The organism is Streptomyces sulphureus DSM 40104 (genome assembly GCF_000381025.1).
GTDB classification, from domain to species: Bacteria; Actinomycetota; Actinomycetes; order Streptomycetales; family Streptomycetaceae; genus Streptomyces; species Streptomyces sulphureus.
On record NZ_KB905818.1, the window covers coordinates 284055 to 301756 of the forward strand.

Here is a 17702-nt window from a genome sequence, read left to right on the forward strand (position 1 = left end):
ACTCGGCCGTCGTCCGGCGCGGCGCGCGTGCGAGACTTTCCGGCGTGAACTCCCACCCCGCCGACGGCGCCGCGCCGTCCCTCCGACCCAGTCCCGCCGCGGACTCCGCGTTCCTGCGCGCCTGCCGGCGGGAGCCGGTTCCGCACACCCCCGTGTGGTTCATGCGGCAGGCAGGCCGCTCGCTCCCCGAGTACCGGAAGGTCCGGGAGGGCACGGCGATGCTGGAGGCGTGCATGCGGCCCGACCTCGTTGCGGAGATCACCCTCCAGCCCGTGCGGCGGCACGGTGTGGACGCGGCGATCTACTTCAGTGACATCGTCGTCCCGCTCAAGGCGATCGGCATCGACCTCGAGATCAAGCCGGGCGTCGGCCCCGTCGTCGAGCAGCCGATCAGGACGCGGGCCGACCTGGAGCGGCTCCGTCCGCTCGAGCCCGACGACGTCTCCTACGTCGCCGAAGCCGTGCGCATCCTGCGGAGCGAGCTGGGCACGACGCCGCTGATCGGCTTCGCCGGCGCCCCGTTCACCCTCGCCAGCTACCTCGTCGAGGGCGGGCCCTCCCGCAACCACGAGCACACCAAGGCGCTGATGTACGGCGACCCGCAGCTATGGGCCGACCTTCTCGACCGCCTCGCCGGGATCACCTCCGCTTTCCTCTCCGTCCAGATCGAGGCGGGCGCCGACGCGGTGCAGCTCTTCGACTCCTGGGTGGGCGCGCTCTCCCTGCACGACTACCGCCGCCGCGTCCAGCCGCACTCGGCGCAGGTCTTCTCGGCCGTCGCCGAGTACGGGGTCCCCCGTATCCATTTCGGTGTCGGCACCGGCGAACTCCTCGGCGCGATGGGCGAGGCGGGGGCCGACCTCGTCGGGGTCGACTGGCGGGTTCCGCTCGACGAGGCGGCACGGCGCATCGGCGCGGGCAAGGCGGTGCAGGGCAACCTCGACCCCGCGGTGCTCTTCGCGCCGGGCGAGGTCGTCGCGGAGCAGGCCGACCGGATTCTCGCCGAGGCCGCCGGGTTGGAGGGGCACGTCTTCAACCTCGGCCACGGCGTCCTCCCGCAGACGGACCCGGACGCGCTCACCCGACTCGTCGAGCACGTGCACGAGCGCTCGGCGTCCTGAGGCCGCCTACCCGCTGCGGCCGGGCGCCTGCCCGGCCCGCACCGCCGCCGTCGCCTTGCGTGCCGCGATGAGCACCGGGTCCCAGACGGGCGAGAAGGGCGGCGCATAGCCGAGGTCGAGGGCGGTCATCTGCTCGACGGTCATGCCCGCGGTGAGCGCGACGGCTGCGACGTCGACGCGCTTGCCCGCGCCCTCCCTGCCGACGATCTGCACCCCGAGGAGCCGCCCCGACCGCCGCTCGGCAAGCATCTTCACGCGCATCGGGCGTGCCCCGGGGTAGTACCCGGCCCGGCTCGTCGACTCCACCGTCACGGTCTCGAACTGAAGCCCGACGTCGGCCGCCTGGCGCTCCAGCAGCCCCGTACGCGCGATCTCCAGGTCGCAGACCTTGCTCACCGCCGTGCCGACGACGCCGGGGAAGGTCGCGTAGTCGCCGCCGACGTTGCTGCCGACGACCTGTCCCTGCTTGTTGGCGTGGGTACCGAGCGGTAGGTGACGCTGGCGTCCGGAGACGAGGTCGAGCACCTCGACGCAGTCGCCGGCCGACCACACGTTCCCGTACCCCTCGACCCGCATCGACAGGTCCGTCAGGATGCCGCCGTGCTCGCCGACGGGCATGCCCGCGCGCTTCGCCACCCCCGCCTCCGGCCGTACGCCGAGCCCCAGCACGACCACGTCGGCCGGGTACTCCCGCTCCGCGGTGGCCACGGCGCACGCCCGCCCCTCCGCGTCGGTGACGATGCCGGTCACCTCGGCACCCCTGACCGTCTCGATGCCGAAGCCCTCCATCGCCTCGCCGACGAGTGCGCCCATGTCCGGATCGAGGGTCGCCATCGGCTGCGGCTTGCGGTCGACGAGCGTCACCCGGTACCCGCGGTGGACCATCGCCTCGGCCATCTCGACGCCGATGTACCCGCCGCCGACGACCACGGCACGGCGCCCGCCCTCCGGACGCGGCCTGCGCTCCTGCTGCTCCAGGCCGTCGAGGAGCGCCTGCCCGTCGTCGAGCGTCTGCACGCCGAAGACGCCGGGCGCCTCGATGCCCTCGAGCGGCGGGCGCAGGGGCCTGGCCCCGGTCGCGACCACGAGCGCGTCGTACTCCGTCCACGCGCCGCCTTCCGTGCCGGGCGCGGCGGTCCGCACCCGCTGCCGGTCGGTGTCGATCTCCGTGACCTCGGTGTGCAGGCGCAGGTCGATGCCGCGCTCGCGGTGCTCGTCGGCGGTCCGCGCGATGAGCGCGTCCGGTCCGTCGACGAGCCCTCCGGCCCAGTACGGGATGCCGCAGGCCGAGTACGAGGTGAACCGTCCCCGCTCGAACGCGACGATCTCCAACTCGTCCTCGCCGCGCAGCCGTCGGGCCTGCGACGCCGCTGCCATGCCCGCGGCGTCCCCGCCGACGACGACCATCCGCTCCCTGCCCGCCATCGAGGGCGCTCCCTTCGCGTGGGTGTCCGTAGGGCGAGTCTGCCTCACGGGCGCCGTGCGGAGGCCGGGCGCCGGGCGCGGGACGGCGTCTGGAAGACTGCGGCACATGCACGTTCTTGTCATCGGAGGCGGCATTTCGGGCCTCGCCGCTGCCCACAGACTCAGCTCGCGGGGCGTGCGCACCACCGTGCTCGAAGCCTCGTCGCGCGTCGGCGGGAAGGTGCAGGCCGGCTCCGTCGCGGGCGCCGCGGCCGTCGACCTCGGCGCCGAGTCGATGCTGGCGCGCCGCCCCGAGGCCGTCGAACTCGCCCGCGCCGCGGGGCTCGGCGAGGACCTCACCGCTCCCGACGTCACCGGCGGAGCCCTGTGGAACCGCGGCGAGATCCGCCCGATGCCGAAGGGCCACGTGATGGGCGTACCGGGCGACGCCGAGGCGCTGCGCGGCATCGTCTCGCCCGAGGGCCTCGCCCGGATCGCGGAGGACGAGCGGCTGCCGCGGACCGAGCTCGGTGAGGACGCGGCGATCGGTGAGTACGTAGCGGCACGGCTCGGCCGGGAGGTCGTCGACCGGCTCGTCGAGCCGCTCCTCGGCGGCGTGTACGCGGGCGACGCGTACCGCATCTCGATGCGTGCGGCCGTCCCGCAGCTCTACGAGGCCGCCAGGCAGGAGCCGTCGCTCCTCGCCGCGGTGCGCGCCGTGCAGCGCGAGAGCCGTCGTGCGGCCGAGCGTGCCGAGGGGGAGCAGCCGCCCGCCTTCCTCGGTGTCAGGGGCGGGCTCGGACGGCTGCCGCAGGCGGTCGCCGACGCCTGCCGAGCGGCCGGTGCCGAGGTCAGGACCGGGACGCGAGTCCGGCGCCTGGAGCGGGCCGCCGACGGCTGGGGCGCGGTCGTGGAGGGGCCCGAGGGAGAGCGGAGCCTCACCGCGGACGCCGTCGTCGTCGCCGTCCCCGCGCCCGCGGCCGCCGAGCTGCTGCGGGCGGAATCACCGGGCGCCGCAGTTGAGTTGGCGGCGTTCGAGTACGCCTCGATGGCGCTCGTGACCATGGCGTTCCGCCGCAGCGAGGTGTCGTTGCCCGGGGGGAGCGGCTTCCTCGTGCCGCCGGTTGAGGGCCGTTCCATCAAGGCGGCGACGTTCTCGGGGAGCAAGTGGCGCTGGGTCGCCGAGCAGGCGCCCGAGCTGACGCTCGTGCGCACCTCGCTCGGCAGGTACGGCGAGGAGCGCGTGCTGGAGCGTGACGACGCAGAACTCGCCGCCCTCGCCCGCACCGACCTGGCCGCCGCCGCGGGGATCACGGCCGAGCCGGTCGACACCCTTGTGACGCGCTGGGACGCGGGCCTTCCGCAGTACCCTTCGGGCCATCCGGCCCGGGTCGGACGCATCCGCGCGGCGCTAGGCTCGGTGCCGCGACTCGCGCTGTGCGGCGCCGCGTTGGACGGGGTCGGCATCCCGGCCTGCGTGGCGAGCGGCCGCAGCGCGGCCGACCAGGCCCTCGCGGAAGCGGGGGAGAGCAGCAAGCGAGAAGGACGAGAGAGCCATGTCTGACGACGCGGGCAACCGCCCCGAGGCGGAGAAGAGCCCGGGCAAGCGGGCGAAGGACCTCAACGAGGTCATCCGCTACACCATGTGGTCGGTCTTCCGGCTGCGGGAACCGCTCCCCGAGGACCGCAAGGCGCTCGCCGAGGAGGTGGCGGAGCTCTTCGCCGAGCTCGACGCCGCCGACACCACGGTCCGCGGCACCTACGACGTCTCCGGACTGCGCGCCGACGCGGACCTGATGATCTGGTGGCACGCCGAGACCGCCGACGCGCTCCAGGACGCCTACAACCGCTTCCGCCGCACGGGGCTCGGACGGCTGCTCGACCCGGTCTGGTCGAACATGGCGCTCCACCGCCCCGCGGAGTTCAACAAGTCCCACATCCCGGCGTTCCTCGCGGACGAGGAGCCGCGCGCCTACGTCAGCGTCTACCCGTTCGTGCGCTCCTACGAGTGGTACCTGCTCCCCGACGACGAGCGGCGCACGATGCTCGCCGACCACGGGAAGATGGCGCGGGGCTTCCCCGACGTACGCGCCAACACGGTGCCGGCGTTCTCGCTCGGCGACTACGAGTGGATGCTCGCCTTCGAGGCCGACGACCTTTACCGCATCGTCGACCTCATGCGCCACCTCCGCGGCTCGGAGGCCCGCAGGCACGTCCGCGAGGAGACGCCCTTCTACACCGGGCGCCGCAAGCCGATCGGCGAACTCCTCGACCAGCTCGCCTGACGCGGGGGGCGGCTCACGGCTCGCCCCCGCTGGAGCGGGGGCGGCGGCTCAACTCCTCCTCGACGGGAGGCTTCGGCACGTCCCGCAGGTGTCCGGAGAGGCCGTGCTTGCCGCCCCCGCGTAGCTGGTCGTTGCGCTGGGCCTTGCTGTGGTCGAGGTCCGAGTCGACGGGCAGCCGAACCGAGCGCGCCACGTCCTCGCGGTTGTCGTACTCGACGGGCGGGAGCGCCTGCAACGCCTGGAGGACCTGGTCCCTCGCGTCCGCCGCCTGTGCGACTGCGACGAGCTGGTCCTTCGTGGCGGGGAAATCGGCGTCCTGAATGGCGTCCATCACCTGTGCCATGTCGGTGTCGGCCATCACACGCCTCCTCGTTCCGGCGCACGGACGGCACCGCGCGCCGACCGCTCGTGCGCCCCGGGTGCTCCCGCGCGGGCCTCCCCAAACGAAGCGCCCCGGAGCGTGCGGAGCGCCGCGGAGGTCAGGCCCCCGGTCGGGGTGCGGGCCGGCCCTCGCACTCGGCGCGCATCCCCGGCGTCCTGCCGTCGAGGAGGTAGGCGGCGAGGTGTCGGTCGACGCAGGCGTTGCCGCCCGCGACCCCGTGCGTACCGGAGCCGGCCTCGGTGACGAGGGAGGAGCCCGGCAGCCTCCGCTGCGTCTCGAGCGCGCCGGCGTACGGCGTCGCGGCGTCCCGCGTCCCGGCGAGGAGGAGGACGCCGGGGAGTTGGCCGGGGTCGGTGCCGACGTGCGGGGGGCCGGTGCGCGGAGTGGTCGGCCAGTAGGCGCAGGGCAGGTTCATCCAGGTGTTCTCCCAACTGGAGAACGGCGCCACCGCGTCCGAGGCCGTGGTGTCGCGGTCCCACCTCGACCAGTCGCGGGGCCAGCGCGCGTCGGCGCACTCGACGGCGTTGTAGACGGCCTGCCCGTTCTCGTCCTCGACCGCGCGCGCCGGGTCGGGCGCCGCAAGCGCCTCCAGCGGCCCGGGCCGCCCCTTGCGGAACTCCGCGAGTGCTTCTGCGTGTTCGGCCCAGACGGAGTCGGCGTACCCGGTCTGGAGGTAGGCGGCGAGCAGCTCCTTGGGGCCGACCTCGCCGCCGGCCGGCTTCTTCCCGACGGCGTCGCGAACCTCGTCGAAGGACCGCTGCACCTGCTGCGCGTCGCGGCCGAGCCCGTAGCTCCGGTGGTGCTTCGCCGCCCAGCGCTTCCAGTCCTTCCAGCGCTGCTCGAAGGCGGCGTTCTGGCGGAGGTTGGAGCGGTACCAGATGTTCGAGGGCGTGGGGTCGACGACGCTGTCGAGGACGAGGCGGTGGACGTGGCCGGGGAAGAGGCTGGCGTAGACGGCGCCGAGGTAGGTGCCGTAGGAGACGCCGAAGAAGGAGAGCTTCCGTTCGCCGAGGGCGGCCCTGAGGACGTCGAGGTCGCGGGCGTTCTCCTCGGTCGTGTAGTGCGCGAGCCGCGTGCCCTGCGCCTTCGCGCATCCCTTCGCGTAGGAAGCGGCGTGCTCCTTCCGCTGCTCCTTGTACTCGGCCGAGGGGCGGCGGGGCGAGGGGTTCGGCGCGGCGGTGAACTGCTTCGGGTCCTGGCAGCTGAGCGGCGCCGAGCGGCCGACGCCGCGGGGCGCGTAACCGACCAGGTCCCAGCGGCGGTTGAGCTTCTTCCAGACGCCGCCGAGGACGTCCCCGTAGAGCGCGAACCGCATGCCGCTCGCGCCGGGGCCTCCGGGGTTGTAGACGAGCGAGCCGAGCCGCGTGCCCTTCCCCTCGGTCGGCTGCGCGCGCTTCCTGCTGACGGTGAGGTCGATGTGCTCGCCCTGCGGCTGGGTGTAGTCGACGGGTACGCGCACGGTGCCGCACTCGGCGGGCGCCGGCAGGTGCTCGCGCGGCGGGCACTCCTTCCAGTCGACGCCCGCTGCCGCGGCCTCGGCCGCTGCGACGGCGGTGCCCTGCTCCGCGGTGGTGGCCGCAGGCCGGGACTGGTCGGCGGCGGCGGGGGTGCCGGTCGCCAGGGTCGCGGCCGTCAGCGCCAGGGCGCCGAGGGTTCCGTGGATCGCTGCTGCGCGCACTGAGTCTCCTCGTCCGAAGGGAACCGCTCGAACCGGGTGTTGCGCCCGATAAGGATGCTCAGCGCATTGGCTGATGAGGTAAAGGACGTATCCGCGGTGTGGTGGCCATTACCCCCGAAGCGGGGACGGGTCGCCGCCGAGCGCCGCACGCAGGTGCGGTTCGGGGAGCGTGGAGGGGCCCAGGTGCGCGAAGGCGGTGAGGCCGGTCGACTCGTCGCCGGGGGCCGGCGTGAGCGGGGACGAGGTGCGGACGAGGCGGAGGCCCGCGGGGGAGGCCCAGCGGGCGAGCGGCCTGACCTCCACGTGCGCTATCGCCATGCAGCCGAGGCTCAGCACCAGGGGGAGCAGGAACCAGGCGGCCACCGAGCCGGTGTCGGCGCCGTCGCCCGCGGCGACGGCCTCCGCCGCGACGCCCGTACCGAGGACGATCAGCGTCGCCCTGCGCACCTGGTCGAGCGCGGCGGTGACCGAGTCGCGCAGTGCGGGCGGCACGGCGAGGCCGACCGCGGCGAGCTGTTCGCCGATCCTGCGCACCGGCTCGGCCGCGGCCAGGGCCGCCCGCACCCGCGCGACCGACGACTGGCCGCCGGGGCCGCCCAACCGCTCGATCAGCGACTCCTCCACGGGATCGTGCGGGTCGGGGTCGACGACCGTGGCCCATCCCGTGTGCGCGACGAGCACCCGCCGACGCCGGGCCATCGAGACGAGCGCGACCTCCGCCACGCGGTCGGGTCCGCCGCAGAGATAGGCCGTCTCGTAGAGGCTGAGCGCGCGGCCCTGCGCGGGGACGGTCTCCGGCCGGTCGGCTGCTGCTGACACCCGGCACAGGCGCGCGCAGCTCAGCAGGGCGGCGATCCAGGCCAGGACGAGGAGTGGCACCCACATGAACGAGAGTTCTAGTACCGGGCGCCCGTGTTCGCCAGCGTTGTGCCGGAATCCGGACGATTTTCGGCCGCAACACCGTTGCGGGTACGGGCGGTCGGCGTGCCTAGCGGAAGGCCGGGTGCTCCGCGGCTGCGGTGCAGGAGCCCGGCGACACCTCGGTGAACCCGGCGTCGCGGACGACGGGCAGGCGTCCTCCGGTGAGCGCCGCCCACTGCGCGGCGCCGTGCGCGGAGCGGACGGCGAGCGGGAAGCCGGTGGTCGCCCACTCCTCCCGCGCCCGGTGGTCCAGCGCCCACCAGGCGAGCTGCGCGGCGTGCCCGGCCTGCGCCATCGCCTTGCCCGCCGTCATCTCCAATGTGGGGTTGAGCCACAGGACGGGAGTGCCGGTCGCGGGCGGCGGGGGCGGCTGCGGGTCCTCGAAGTCGGTGCCCGAGACCTGGAGTCGGGCGAGGTCCTTCGGCCAGGCGCCCACGGGTACGGGCGGGAAGACCCGCACCTGCGCCGGCGCGTGCTCCTCGGGTGTGCCGGGGCCGCCGGTGCCGGGCGGCGGCTGCGCGGGCGAGCCCGTCGCGGTGAGCCCCGGGAGTGCGGAGGCCCTGCGCCACTCGGCGCCGCGCGCCCGGCGGACGACCTTGCGGATGGCGCGCTCTTCCCAGAGCAGCACGCGCTTGTGCCACTCGCCCGTCTCCTCGGTGGTGCGCGGATCGGCGAGGAGGCCGAGCACCGCCCGCGCCGCGGTCTCCATCGCGTCGGTGCGGGTCGGCGGGGCCGAGCGCTCCAAGCGGATGACGAGGGGGAGGGCGTACTCGGTCGCCGGGTCGTCGGCCGCGTCGTCGTCCGCAGGGGGCAAGGGGCTTTCTGAGTCGTTCACGCGTCCAGTCTGCCAGCAGGGGCGCGGTGGGGTTCGCCGACCGCGGCCCCTGCCTCGGCACCGACAACCCGGGTCCCGTGGACACCGGTTACCTCACCGAGGAGGTGTGGCGGACGGTGGCGCCCCGGGCGGCCGCTACGGGGGAGCCGGACGACCCGGCACGCCTCCTCGCATGGCTGGTGAGCGACGAGGCGCGCCGGGCCACCGGGCAAGTGCACGCCATCGAGGGCGGGTTCGGGCGCTACCGCCCTCGCGGCGGGCGAACTTCCGCGCCGGCGACGGGACTTCCCCGCGGGCTCAGTGCCGCCAGGGGCCCGTCACGGCGAAGGTGGTGCCGGGCGTGTAGACGTTGACGAACATGGTGTCGCCCGACGGGGAGAAGGTGACGCCCGCGAACTCGCCCCAGGAGGGCTCGTCCTCGTCGCCGACGTTCTGCCGGTTGCGCGCCATCGGGTAGACGGAGCCCTGCCGGGTGAGGCCGAAGACGTGTTGTGCTCCTTCGCCGTCCTCGCAGACCATCAGGCCGCCGCTGGGGGCGAGGCAGATGTTGTCGGGGGATTCGCCAGGGAGTTGGACGTCGGTGTCGGGGCCGAAGACGACGACGAGGGTGAGCCGGTTGGCCTTCGGGTCGTACCGCCAGACCTGTCCGTAGTGCTCGCCGGCCGAGCCCTCGTCGACCCTGGCGAAGCTGGAGACGAAGTAGACGCAGGTGCCGCCCCAGTAGCAGCCTTCGAGCTTCTGCCCGTGGGTGATGCCGCCCTTGCCGAAGTCCTGGAAGCGTATGGGGGTTTCGGCCGCGAGCGGGTCGGGGACGTCGACCCATTCGATGCCGCGGAACGAGGTGCCGGTCTCGGTGACGGAGGAGAGGTCGGGTACGTCGGGAACGCGCATCGCCTGGAGCGTTCCGCCCGCCGCCAGCGAACCCGGGCCGCCCCTGGGCTTGTTGGGGAGGAAGCGGTAGAAAAGGCCGAAGGGGTGGTCGAAGGCGTCCTCGGTCTCGTAGACGGTGCCGTTGGACGGGTCGAAGGCGACGGCCTCGTGCTGGAACCGGCCCATCGCCGTGAGGGGTTCGACGGACGTGGGCGCCCGCCGGGTGAAGCCGACCTCGAAGACGAACCCGTGGTCCTTGGTGTATCCCTCCTCTCCCGCGAGGTACTCGGTCTCCTCGCAGGTGAGCCACGTCCCCCAAGGGCTCGGCCCGCCCGCGCAGTTGGTGGAGGTGCCGGCGATGCCGACGCGCTCGCTGATGCCGCCGCCCCTGCCGTCGAGGTGCAGGAGGGTGCAGCCGCCCTTGCCCTCGGGGTCGTAGGTGAGCCCGTCGACGGTCGGCACGGCGATCTCCGCATCCATGCGGTTCTCGTGGTTGCGGACGAGCCAGACCGACGAGCCCGCGCCCGCGAAGGCGGCCATGCCGTCGAAGTGGCTGGGCACCCGGCCCTCGCCGGAGGAGAGTGCGTCGCCCTCGCGGGAGAGCACCCGGTAGGAGAAGCCCTCGGGGAGGTCGAGGAGTCCTGCGGGGTCGGGGACGAGCGGGCCGTACCCCGATCTGCCTCCCGTGGCCTGGGCCGCCGCCGTACCGGTGAAGAGTTCGGCGAGGGCGCCGCTGAAGGCGACCCCCACACCGGCTGCGCCGCTCGCGGCGAGGACTTGTCTGCGGGACCTTCCGGGCTGCTGGGGCTGGGACTGTCCGGACTGTCGTGACTGAGCAGAAGCCGTCATCGGGCAACACTCCCTGGAGTGGGTGACCTGGACAGACAGGAACCGCCCTCCGCAAGCGGGCGGCGTACGCCGCCCGACGCGGAAGTGCACCGTGTGTACCACGTGGGCGCGCATGCGAACACCGTGCACACGCGCAGGAGTTGCCGCGACGGCACGTCGGCCGCCGTCCGTGGACCGAGGGCTCAGGCGCCGGCCGGGGAGAGGAGGCGCTCACCGTCCCGCGCGAGGGCGGTGAGGCGGGATATCGCGCGGAAGTACTTCTTCCGGTAGCCGCCCTTCAGCATCTCCTCGCCGAAGAGCTCGTCGAAGGGCACGCCGGAGGAGAGGACGGGTATTTCCCGGTCGTAGAGCCGGTCGGCGAGGACGACGAGGCGCAGCGCCGTCGACTGGTCGGGGACGGGGTGCACCTCGGTGAGGCAGACCGCGCCGACGCCCTTGACCATGGCGCCGTACCGGCTGGGGTGGACCCGGGAGAGGTGGTCGAGGAGGGCGCCGAAGTCGTCGAGCGCGGCGCCCGGCACGGTGCGCGCCGCGGCGTCGACCGCTTCGGGGGAGTGGGGCGCGGGGGAAGCGGGGAGGCCGCGGTGGCGGTAGTCCTCGCCGTCGATGCGGACGGTGCGGAAGTGCGCGGAGAGCCCCTGTATCTCGCGGAGGAAGTCGGCGGCCGCGAATCGGCCCTCGCCGAGCTTGCCCGGGAGGGTGTTGGAGGTGGCGGCGAGCGCGACGCCCTCGTCGACGAGACGGCCGAGGAGCGTCGAGACGAGGACGGTGTCGCCCGGGTCGTCGAGCTCGAACTCGTCGATGCAGAGCAGTCGGTGGGTGCCGAGCGTGCGGACCGTCTGCTGGAAGCCGAGCGCGCCGACGAGGTTGGTGAGCTCCACGAAGGTGCCGAACGCCTTGCGCTCGGGCGGTGCCTGCGTCGCGTGCCAGACCGAGGCGAGGAGGTGGGTCTTGCCGACGCCGTAGCCGCCGTCGAGGTAGACCCCGCCGGGTCCGCCCCGTGCGGGACGCTTCGGTGCGCGTCGGAACCAGCCGCGCCGGCCGCCCTTGACCTCGGCCGCGCCGAGCCCCTCGGCGAAGCCGCTCAGGACGGAGACCGCCTCCGCCTGGCTGGGCTGCTGCGGGTCGGGCACGTAGGTGTCGAAGCGGACGGAGTCGAACCGCGGCGGCGGCACCAGCTCGGAGACGAGCTGCTCCGCGGGGACGTGCGGCGCTCGCGCGGTCAGCGCGAGCGGCCCCGGGGCATCGCCGGCGGGTTCGGTCGTCGGTTCGGCGGACGTGGACACGGCAGCCATGCTAAAGCAGCAGGGCAGGAGCGGTCCCGCCGGTGTGCGCCGTCACACACCACCGCTCTCCGCGCGGGTGTGCGACCTGCCACACTGCCGCATATGCGACGTCTGTTCCCTGTAGTTGCGGACCGACCGGACGACCGGGAGTGGCCCCTCGAGGAGATCGCCGACGAGTACGCCTATCCGGAGCCGCTCGGACCCTCGGGGCGCTGGTTGCGCGCGAACATGGTCTCCTCGCTCGACGGCGCCGCCGAGTACGAGGGGCGTTCGCAGCCGCTCTCCTCGCCTGGTGACATGCGGATCTTCGGGGTGCTCCGCGCGCTCGCCGACGTGGTCGTCGTCGGCGCCGAGACGGTGCGGCGCGAGGGATACGGGCCGGCGCGGGCGTCCACGGCGTTCGCGACCGCGCGTGAGGCGAGGGGGCAGGGTCCTGCCGCGGCGGTCGCGGTCGTCAGTGCCGGGCTCGAACTCGACTTCACGCTCCCGCTGTTCACCTCACCCGCCGTCCCGACGCTGGTCGTCACGGGGGAGCGGGCGCCTGCCGAGCGTGTGGCCGCCGCGCGGCACGCGGGTGCACGGGTCGTCTTCGCCGGGGAGGAGGCGCACGCACGCGCCGAGCTGGTCCCCGGGGCGCTGGCCGAGCTGGGGCTGCGGCGGCAGTTGACCGAGGGCGGGCCGCGGCTGCTCGGCGCCCTCGCGGCGGCCGGCGTCCTCGACGAGGTCTGCCTCTCGTTCGCTCCGCGCCTCGTCGGCGGCGGCACCTCGGGCGTCCTCGCGGGGCCGCTCCTCGCCGCGCCGCAGGAGTACGCGCTGAACGGGGTGGTGGAGGAGGGCGGCTTCCTCTTCACGAGGTACATCCGGTCCGTGTGACGACGTGAACGCGCCCGCTTGCCACGTGCGTTCGAGGCGCGGCGGTGCCCGTCGCGGCGAATCGGTCCGCGGCAAAATGCGGAATGACACCTTCCGTTTATTGCTTCTTGGGCAGACTGGTGCCCGTGCCCCGCTGCCCGCGGGGGAGGACCGGTTCCGTTGGGGCCCTGCTGTGCCGGGGACCCCTGTTGGCTGAGGGGTGCCCGTCGTGATCACGACCGTGTTGATGATCGAGAAGCCGCTCGTGTCCGAGGACATCGAGCTGGTGACCACGCTCCACGGCGAGGAGCACGTCTCCTTCGTCGTGCTGCTGCAGCCCAGGGGCGACCAGGGGCTGCTCCTGCGGGCGCTCGACGACATCGCCCTCGGCGAGGTCGACGAGGCGGTGCACGAGGGCGGGGCGCCCGGGGGCGACGAGGCGATCCCGGAAGCGGAGCGGGCACTGGAGCTCTCGCTGAAGCGCCTGCGGGACACCGGCGCCGAGGCCGTCGGCCAACTCGTCGAGGGTCAGCCGCTCGACCTGCTCGGCTCCGTCTGCGCCCAGACGGAGGCCGACGAGGTGGTGGTCCTCACGGCGCCGCACTTCGTCGAGGAGTTCTTCCACCGGGACTGGGCCTCACGGGCGCGGCACAAGGTGGGCGTACCGGTGCTGAAGCTCTTCGCGCACACCGAATAGTCTGGGTGCCGCCCGCGGGCGGGAGTCGCCCCGGGTCCTCGCAGCCCACGACCCTTGGGGAGCCCGCATGGCCAGTCATCCCGTACCGCCTGCCATGGAGCGGCCGCACTTCCTCGGCATCGGTGGGGCGGGCATGTCCGGCATCGCGAAGGTCCTCGCGCAGCGCGGCGCCCGTGTCACCGGCAGCGACGCACGCGAGTCGGGGACGGTCGAGTCGCTGCGGCGGCTCGGGGTGGCGATCCGGATCGGGCACGCGGCCGAGCACCTCCCGGCCGACGCCACGTGCATCGTCGCCTCCAGCGCCATCCGCGGCGACAACCCGGAGATCGCCGCGGCCACGGAGCGCGGCCTGCCCGTCGTCCACCGCTCCGACGCGCTCGCCGCGCTGCTCGACGGGCACCGCGCCGTCGCCGTCGCCGGGACCCACGGCAAGACGACGACGACGTCGATGCTGGCGGTCGCCCTCCGCACGCTCGGGGCCGACCCGTCGTACGCCATCGGCGGAGACCTCGACCAGCCGGGCTCCAACGCGCACCAGGGCGGCGGCGACCTCTTCGTGGCGGAGGCCGACGAGAGCGACCGCAGCTTCCACAAGTACGCGCCCGAGGTCGCCGTCGTCCTCAACGTCGAGCTCGACCACCACGCCAACTACGCCTCGCTGGAGGAGGTCCACGAGTCCTTCGAGATCTTCGCCGGCCGCGTCCGCGAGGGCGGCACCCTCGTGGTCTCGGCCGACGACCCGGGCGCGCGGGAGTTCGCCGCGCGGGTACGCGCCGCAGACGGCGCCCCGCGCGTCGTCACCTACGGGCAGGCGGAGGATGCCGAGGTGCGGGTGGTCTCCATCGAGCACCGGGGCCTGGCGAGCCGGGTCACGGCAGTGCTCGACGGGCGCGAGCTCGCGTTCGAGGTCTCCGTCCCCGGGCGGCACTACGCGCTCAATGCGGTGGCCGCGCTGGCGGCGGGTGCCGCGGCCGGGGTCGCACCGGAGGAGCTGGCGCCTGCGTTGCAGTCCTTCCACGGGGTCGGGCGGAGGTTGCAGTCGAAGGGCGAGTCCGGCGGTGTGCAGGTGATCGACTCGTACGCGCACCACCCGACCGAGATGGCCGCCGACCTGGAGGCGGTGCGCCAGGCGGCGGGCGAGGGGCGCGTGCTCGTCGTCTACCAGCCGCACCTCTTCAGCCGCACCCGGGAGCTCGGCGTCGAGATGGGCGAGGCGCTCGCGCTCGCCGACGCGTCCGTCGTGCTGCCGATCTACCCGGCGCGTGAGGACCCGCTGCCGGGCGTGACGAGCGGGCTCGTCGTCGAGGCGGCGCGGGCGGCGGGGGCCGATGTGACGGAGGCATCAGGGCCGGAGGACGCCGTCGGCCTCGTCGCGGGAATGACCAAGCCCGGTGATCTCGTTCTCACGATGGGCGCGGGTGACGTGACCGAACTCGGGCCGCAGCTCCTCGCCCGCTTGGAAAGCTGACGGCCGCGGTACGGGGGGAAGGCCGCACGGCCCGTGCGGCCCCTTGGGAATCAGGGCGCACAGCAACGCTAGGAGACCGAGATGGCCTACGACGTCAACAAGTCCGAGGAGCAGTGGCGCGAGGAGCTGTCCCCCGAGGAGTACCACGTGCTCCGCGAGGCGGGCACCGAGCGCCCGTTCACGGGTGAGTACACGGACACCAAGACCACGGGCGTCTACAACTGCCGCGCCTGCGGCACCGAGTTGTTCCGCTCCGAGACGAAGTTCGAGTCCCACTGCGGGTGGCCGAGCTTCTACGATCCGTCGAAGTCGGAGGCCGTCGAGCTGCTGCCCGACCACTCCCTCGGCCAGGTCCGCACCGAGGTGCGCTGCGCCAACTGCGGCTCCCACCTCGGCCACGTCTTCGAGGGCGAGGGGTACGACACCCCGACCGACCAGCGGTACTGCATCAACAGCATCTCCGTTCGGCTGGAGCCGACGGAGGGCTGACGAGCCGGCGGACCCGGACCGGTGCCGGAGGCTTCCGGTTCGCTCCGATCCGGCCAAACTCCCCTCGGCGCAGTGCGGTTGCCCTCTGGCGGACGCGCTGACGCGGGGCCGCCAGGGCGATCGCGGAGACGCATGTGGCCCCGGGGGACGGCGTACGGCCGTCCCCCGGGGCCTTTTGCCGTCCGCGGCGCGGGCGGTGCTCCGGCGTCTCTTTCGCGCACGTCCGCCCTCCGGCGCCCCGCCTGTTGCGTACGCCGGACGTGATGCGCCCCCGGCGGACGCCCGGCTCCTTCCGCGGGTCCTGGGCGGGGCGGTGTTCGACGGCGGCGCCGTACGGCGTGCGGTGACGTCGTTCCGCGGGGCGCTGCCGCGTGGAACGAGAGGGCGGGCGCCGCGGCGGACGCGCGGCGCGCTCCTCGCGGTGGATGCGCTCGGCGTACGGCCGGGGAGTGCGGGACGCCCGGCGGTGGTGTGTCCGGCGCGTTTCCGGTGGCGAAATACGGGATGCCCCGGGCGAGTTCGTTTGTACGCTGCATGAACGTTGCTCCCGTACCGTCTGCGCCCCGGAGGCCGAAGCATGCCGACGCACGATCCGACCAGCCCCCGCGACCTGCCCGGCGAAAGTCCCGGCCGCAGTCCGGAGCCCGTCCACCGGCCCGACTGCGGCGCCCCCGACCCGCAGGGCACCCGCGCACCAGGCTGCCCCCCGGCGTCCGCCAGGGACGCCGCCCCCGCCGCCGAACGCGGCGACGTACACGGCCCGTTGGGCTTCCTCCGCCGCCGGCACCCCCGCTCAGGCGGCACATCCGCGACCCCCCGCGCAACCGAGCCGACGTCCGCGGGGACGACCACCGGCGCACCGCACGGCATATCCCGCGGCCGCGACCTGCGCACCCCGTCGAAGAGCGGGCTGCGGGAGGGCAGGCTGCTGGTGCCGGTCCTCGCGTTCGGAGGCATCTCCGTCGCCGTGATGCAGACGCTGATCGTCCCCGTCATCGCCCAACTGCCCGACCTGCTGCGGACGTCGCCCGCCAACGCCTCCTGGGTCGTCACCGCGACGCTGCTCAGCGGCGCCGTCGCGACGCCGATCATGGGGCGGCTCGGCGACCTCTACGGCAAGCGCCGGATGATCATGGTGAGCCTCGGGCTGATGGTCCTCGGCTCGCTCGTCTGCGCCGCCACCTCCCAGCTCGTACCGATGGTCGCGGGGCGTGCCGTGCAGGGGTTCGCCATGGGGGCGATCCCGCTCGGCATCAGCATCATGCGCGACGAACTCCCGCCGGAGCGGCTCGGTTCCGCGATGGCGTTCATGAGCTCCTCGCTCGGGGTCGGCGGTGCGCTCGGCATGCCGCTCGCCGCCTACGTCGCGCAGACCGCCGACTGGCACGTGCTCTTCCTCGGCTCCGCGGGACTCGGCGCGCTCGCGATGACCCTCGTGGGGCTGCTGGTGCCCGAGTCGGGGCTGCGCACGCCGGGCCGGTTCGACGTGGTCGGCGCGATCGGGCTGACGGTGGGCCTCGTCGGGCTGCTGCTGCCGGTCTCCAAGGGCGCCGAGTGGGGCTGGGGGAGCCCGCTGACGCTCGGGCTCCTCGGCGGGAGCATCGCCGTCTTCCTGCTCTGGGGGCTGCTGGAGCTGCGCCTCCGCGATCCGCTCGTCGACCTGCGCACCACGGCACGGCGTCAGGTGCTGCTCACCAACCTCGCGTCGATCACCGTCGGGTTCGCCTTCTACGTACTGACGTTGGTGCTGCCGCAGCTCCTCCAGCTTCCCGCGGCGACCGGGTACGGGCTCGGGCAGTCGATGGTCGTGGCGGGGCTGTGCATCGCGCCGATGGGGGTGGCGATGATGGCGGTGTCGAACTTCTCGGCGCGGCTCTCGGCGAAGCGCGGCCCGAAGGTCTCGCTGATGGCGGGGCAGGTGCTGCTCGCCGTCGCGTACCTCGCCGGGGTCTTCCTCATGGGTGCCGTCTGGCAGGCCGTGCTCGTCGCCGTCCTCGTCGGTGTGGGGATCGGCGTGGCGTACTCGGCGATGCCCGCGCTGATCCTCGGCGCGGTCGACGCGTCGGAGACCGGCGCGGCCAACGGCCTGAACACGCTGATGCGTTCGATCGGCACCTCCAGCTCCAGCGCGGTGATCGGCGTGGTGCTCGCGCGCATGACGACCCCGCTCGACGGTGCCGAGGTGCCGGACCTCGGCGGCTTCCGTACCGCGTTCCTGATCGCCGCGGGTGCTGCCCTGCTGGGTCTCTTCATCGCCGCGTTCCTCCCGTCCTCCACGGCGGGAGCGGGGCGGGGCGCCGTGCGGGAGCGCGGCGGGAAGGTGGCGGCCCGGCACGTGCCGACGCGGCGTTCGGAGCCGCGGGCGGGAGCGGAGCTTCCGGGGGTGGGTGAGTGCGAAACGGCGTAGCAGCAGGGGGCGTTGGGACGTCCCCCTGTGTGTACGTCGTTGCTCGCTGAGCCGTGGCTTACGGCTTCCAGGCGCGGGTCGGCACGGCCGTCGTGGAGAGGCAGGCTTTCCGTGTGCCACGTACACGTATCGCGGTGACCCTGCCGGACGATCTCCTC

General features: G+C 73.8%; 15 protein-coding genes. 8 read left to right on the top strand and 7 right to left on the bottom strand.

All coding sequences use genetic code 11. The annotated features are described in order from the left end of the window. The first annotated feature begins 44 nt into the window (after positions 1 to 44). Positions 45 to 1121, top strand: a complete 1077-nt coding sequence (gene hemE, locus F603_RS0118450; RefSeq protein ID WP_026328531.1) for a uroporphyrinogen decarboxylase — start codon at positions 45 to 47, stop codon at positions 1119 to 1121. A 6-nt stretch (positions 1122 to 1127) separates the two neighbouring features. On the opposite strand, the gene F603_RS0118455 is transcribed toward hemE, so the two are convergent. Further along, a complete protein-coding gene (locus F603_RS0118455; protein WP_019547461.1) occupies positions 1128 to 2546 on the bottom strand; it encodes an FAD-dependent oxidoreductase in 1419 nt (472 codons plus the stop codon). Between the two features lie 106 nt (positions 2547 to 2652). On the opposite strand from F603_RS0118455, the gene hemG reads away from it, so the two are divergent. Next, positions 2653 to 4089 (top strand): protoporphyrinogen oxidase, encoded by a 1437-nt coding sequence (hemG, locus tag F603_RS32365; protein ID WP_019547462.1) that lies wholly within the window; start codon positions 2653 to 2655, stop codon positions 4087 to 4089. Beyond that, positions 4082 to 4810 carry a hydrogen peroxide-dependent heme synthase gene (gene hemQ, locus F603_RS0118465; RefSeq protein WP_019547463.1) on the top strand — a complete coding sequence of 243 codons (729 nt, stop codon included), beginning with the start codon at positions 4082 to 4084 and terminating at the stop codon, positions 4808 to 4810. The genes hemG and hemQ overlap by 8 nt, the downstream gene beginning before the upstream one ends. 13 nt (positions 4811 to 4823) lie before the next feature. Here the strand turns inward: hemQ and F603_RS0118470 are convergent, their stop codons facing one another. The 6 genes from F603_RS0118470 to zapE all read right to left on the bottom strand — a co-directional run bounded on the left by F603_RS0118470 (position 4824) and on the right by zapE (position 11640). Further along, positions 4824 to 5168, bottom strand: coding sequence for a DUF2795 domain-containing protein (locus F603_RS0118470; RefSeq protein WP_019547464.1), 345 nt, complete (start codon positions 5166 to 5168; stop codon positions 4824 to 4826). 121 nt (positions 5169 to 5289) lie between these two features. Further along, positions 5290 to 6870, bottom strand: coding sequence for an alpha/beta hydrolase (locus F603_RS0118475; protein WP_019547465.1), 1581 nt, complete (start codon positions 6868 to 6870; stop codon positions 5290 to 5292). Between the two features lie 108 nt (positions 6871 to 6978). Next, a complete protein-coding gene (locus F603_RS0118480) occupies positions 6979 to 7755 on the bottom strand; it encodes a TIGR04222 domain-containing membrane protein (RefSeq protein WP_019547466.1) in 777 nt (258 codons plus the stop codon). A gap of 103 nt (positions 7756 to 7858) precedes the next feature. Then, the gene (locus tag F603_RS0118485) at positions 7859 to 8626 is read right to left on the bottom strand and encodes a peptidyl-tRNA hydrolase (RefSeq protein WP_078503691.1); all 768 of its coding nucleotides are present in this window, start codon (positions 8624 to 8626) and stop codon (positions 7859 to 7861) included. Positions 8627 to 8923: 297 nt separating this feature from the next. Continuing rightward, positions 8924 to 10345, bottom strand: coding sequence for an alkaline phosphatase PhoX (locus F603_RS0118490; protein ID WP_051096259.1), 1422 nt, complete (start codon positions 10343 to 10345; stop codon positions 8924 to 8926). A gap of 182 nt (positions 10346 to 10527) precedes the next feature. After that, entirely contained in the window at positions 10528 to 11640 is a 1113-nt protein-coding gene (gene zapE, locus F603_RS0118495) for a cell division protein ZapE (RefSeq protein WP_019547469.1), read from the bottom strand. A gap of 93 nt (positions 11641 to 11733) precedes the next feature. Here zapE and F603_RS0118500 point away from each other — a divergent pair, with 93 nt between their 5' ends. The 5 genes from F603_RS0118500 to F603_RS32370 all read left to right on the top strand — a co-directional run bounded on the left by F603_RS0118500 (position 11734) and on the right by F603_RS32370 (position 17544). Further along, positions 11734 to 12504: a pyrimidine reductase family protein gene (locus F603_RS0118500; RefSeq protein ID WP_019547470.1), complete on the top strand. Its 771-nt coding sequence runs from the start codon at positions 11734 to 11736 to the stop codon at positions 12502 to 12504. Between the two features lie 208 nt (positions 12505 to 12712). Then, entirely contained in the window at positions 12713 to 13180 is a 468-nt protein-coding gene (locus F603_RS0118505) for a hypothetical protein (protein ID WP_026328532.1), read from the top strand. Positions 13181 to 13247: 67 nt separating this feature from the next. Next, complete coding sequence (gene murC / locus F603_RS0118510) at positions 13248 to 14648, top strand: UDP-N-acetylmuramate--L-alanine ligase (RefSeq protein ID WP_037956307.1); 1401 nt, start codon at positions 13248 to 13250, stop codon at positions 14646 to 14648. Positions 14649 to 14729: 81 nt separating this feature from the next. After that, the gene (gene msrB / locus F603_RS0118515) at positions 14730 to 15137 is read left to right on the top strand and encodes a peptide-methionine (R)-S-oxide reductase MsrB (protein WP_016908265.1); all 408 of its coding nucleotides are present in this window, start codon (positions 14730 to 14732) and stop codon (positions 15135 to 15137) included. 577 nt (positions 15138 to 15714) lie between these two features. Further along, the gene (locus tag F603_RS32370) at positions 15715 to 17544 is read left to right on the top strand and encodes an MFS transporter (protein WP_019547473.1); all 1830 of its coding nucleotides are present in this window, start codon (positions 15715 to 15717) and stop codon (positions 17542 to 17544) included. Positions 17545 to 17702 lie beyond the last annotated feature (158 nt).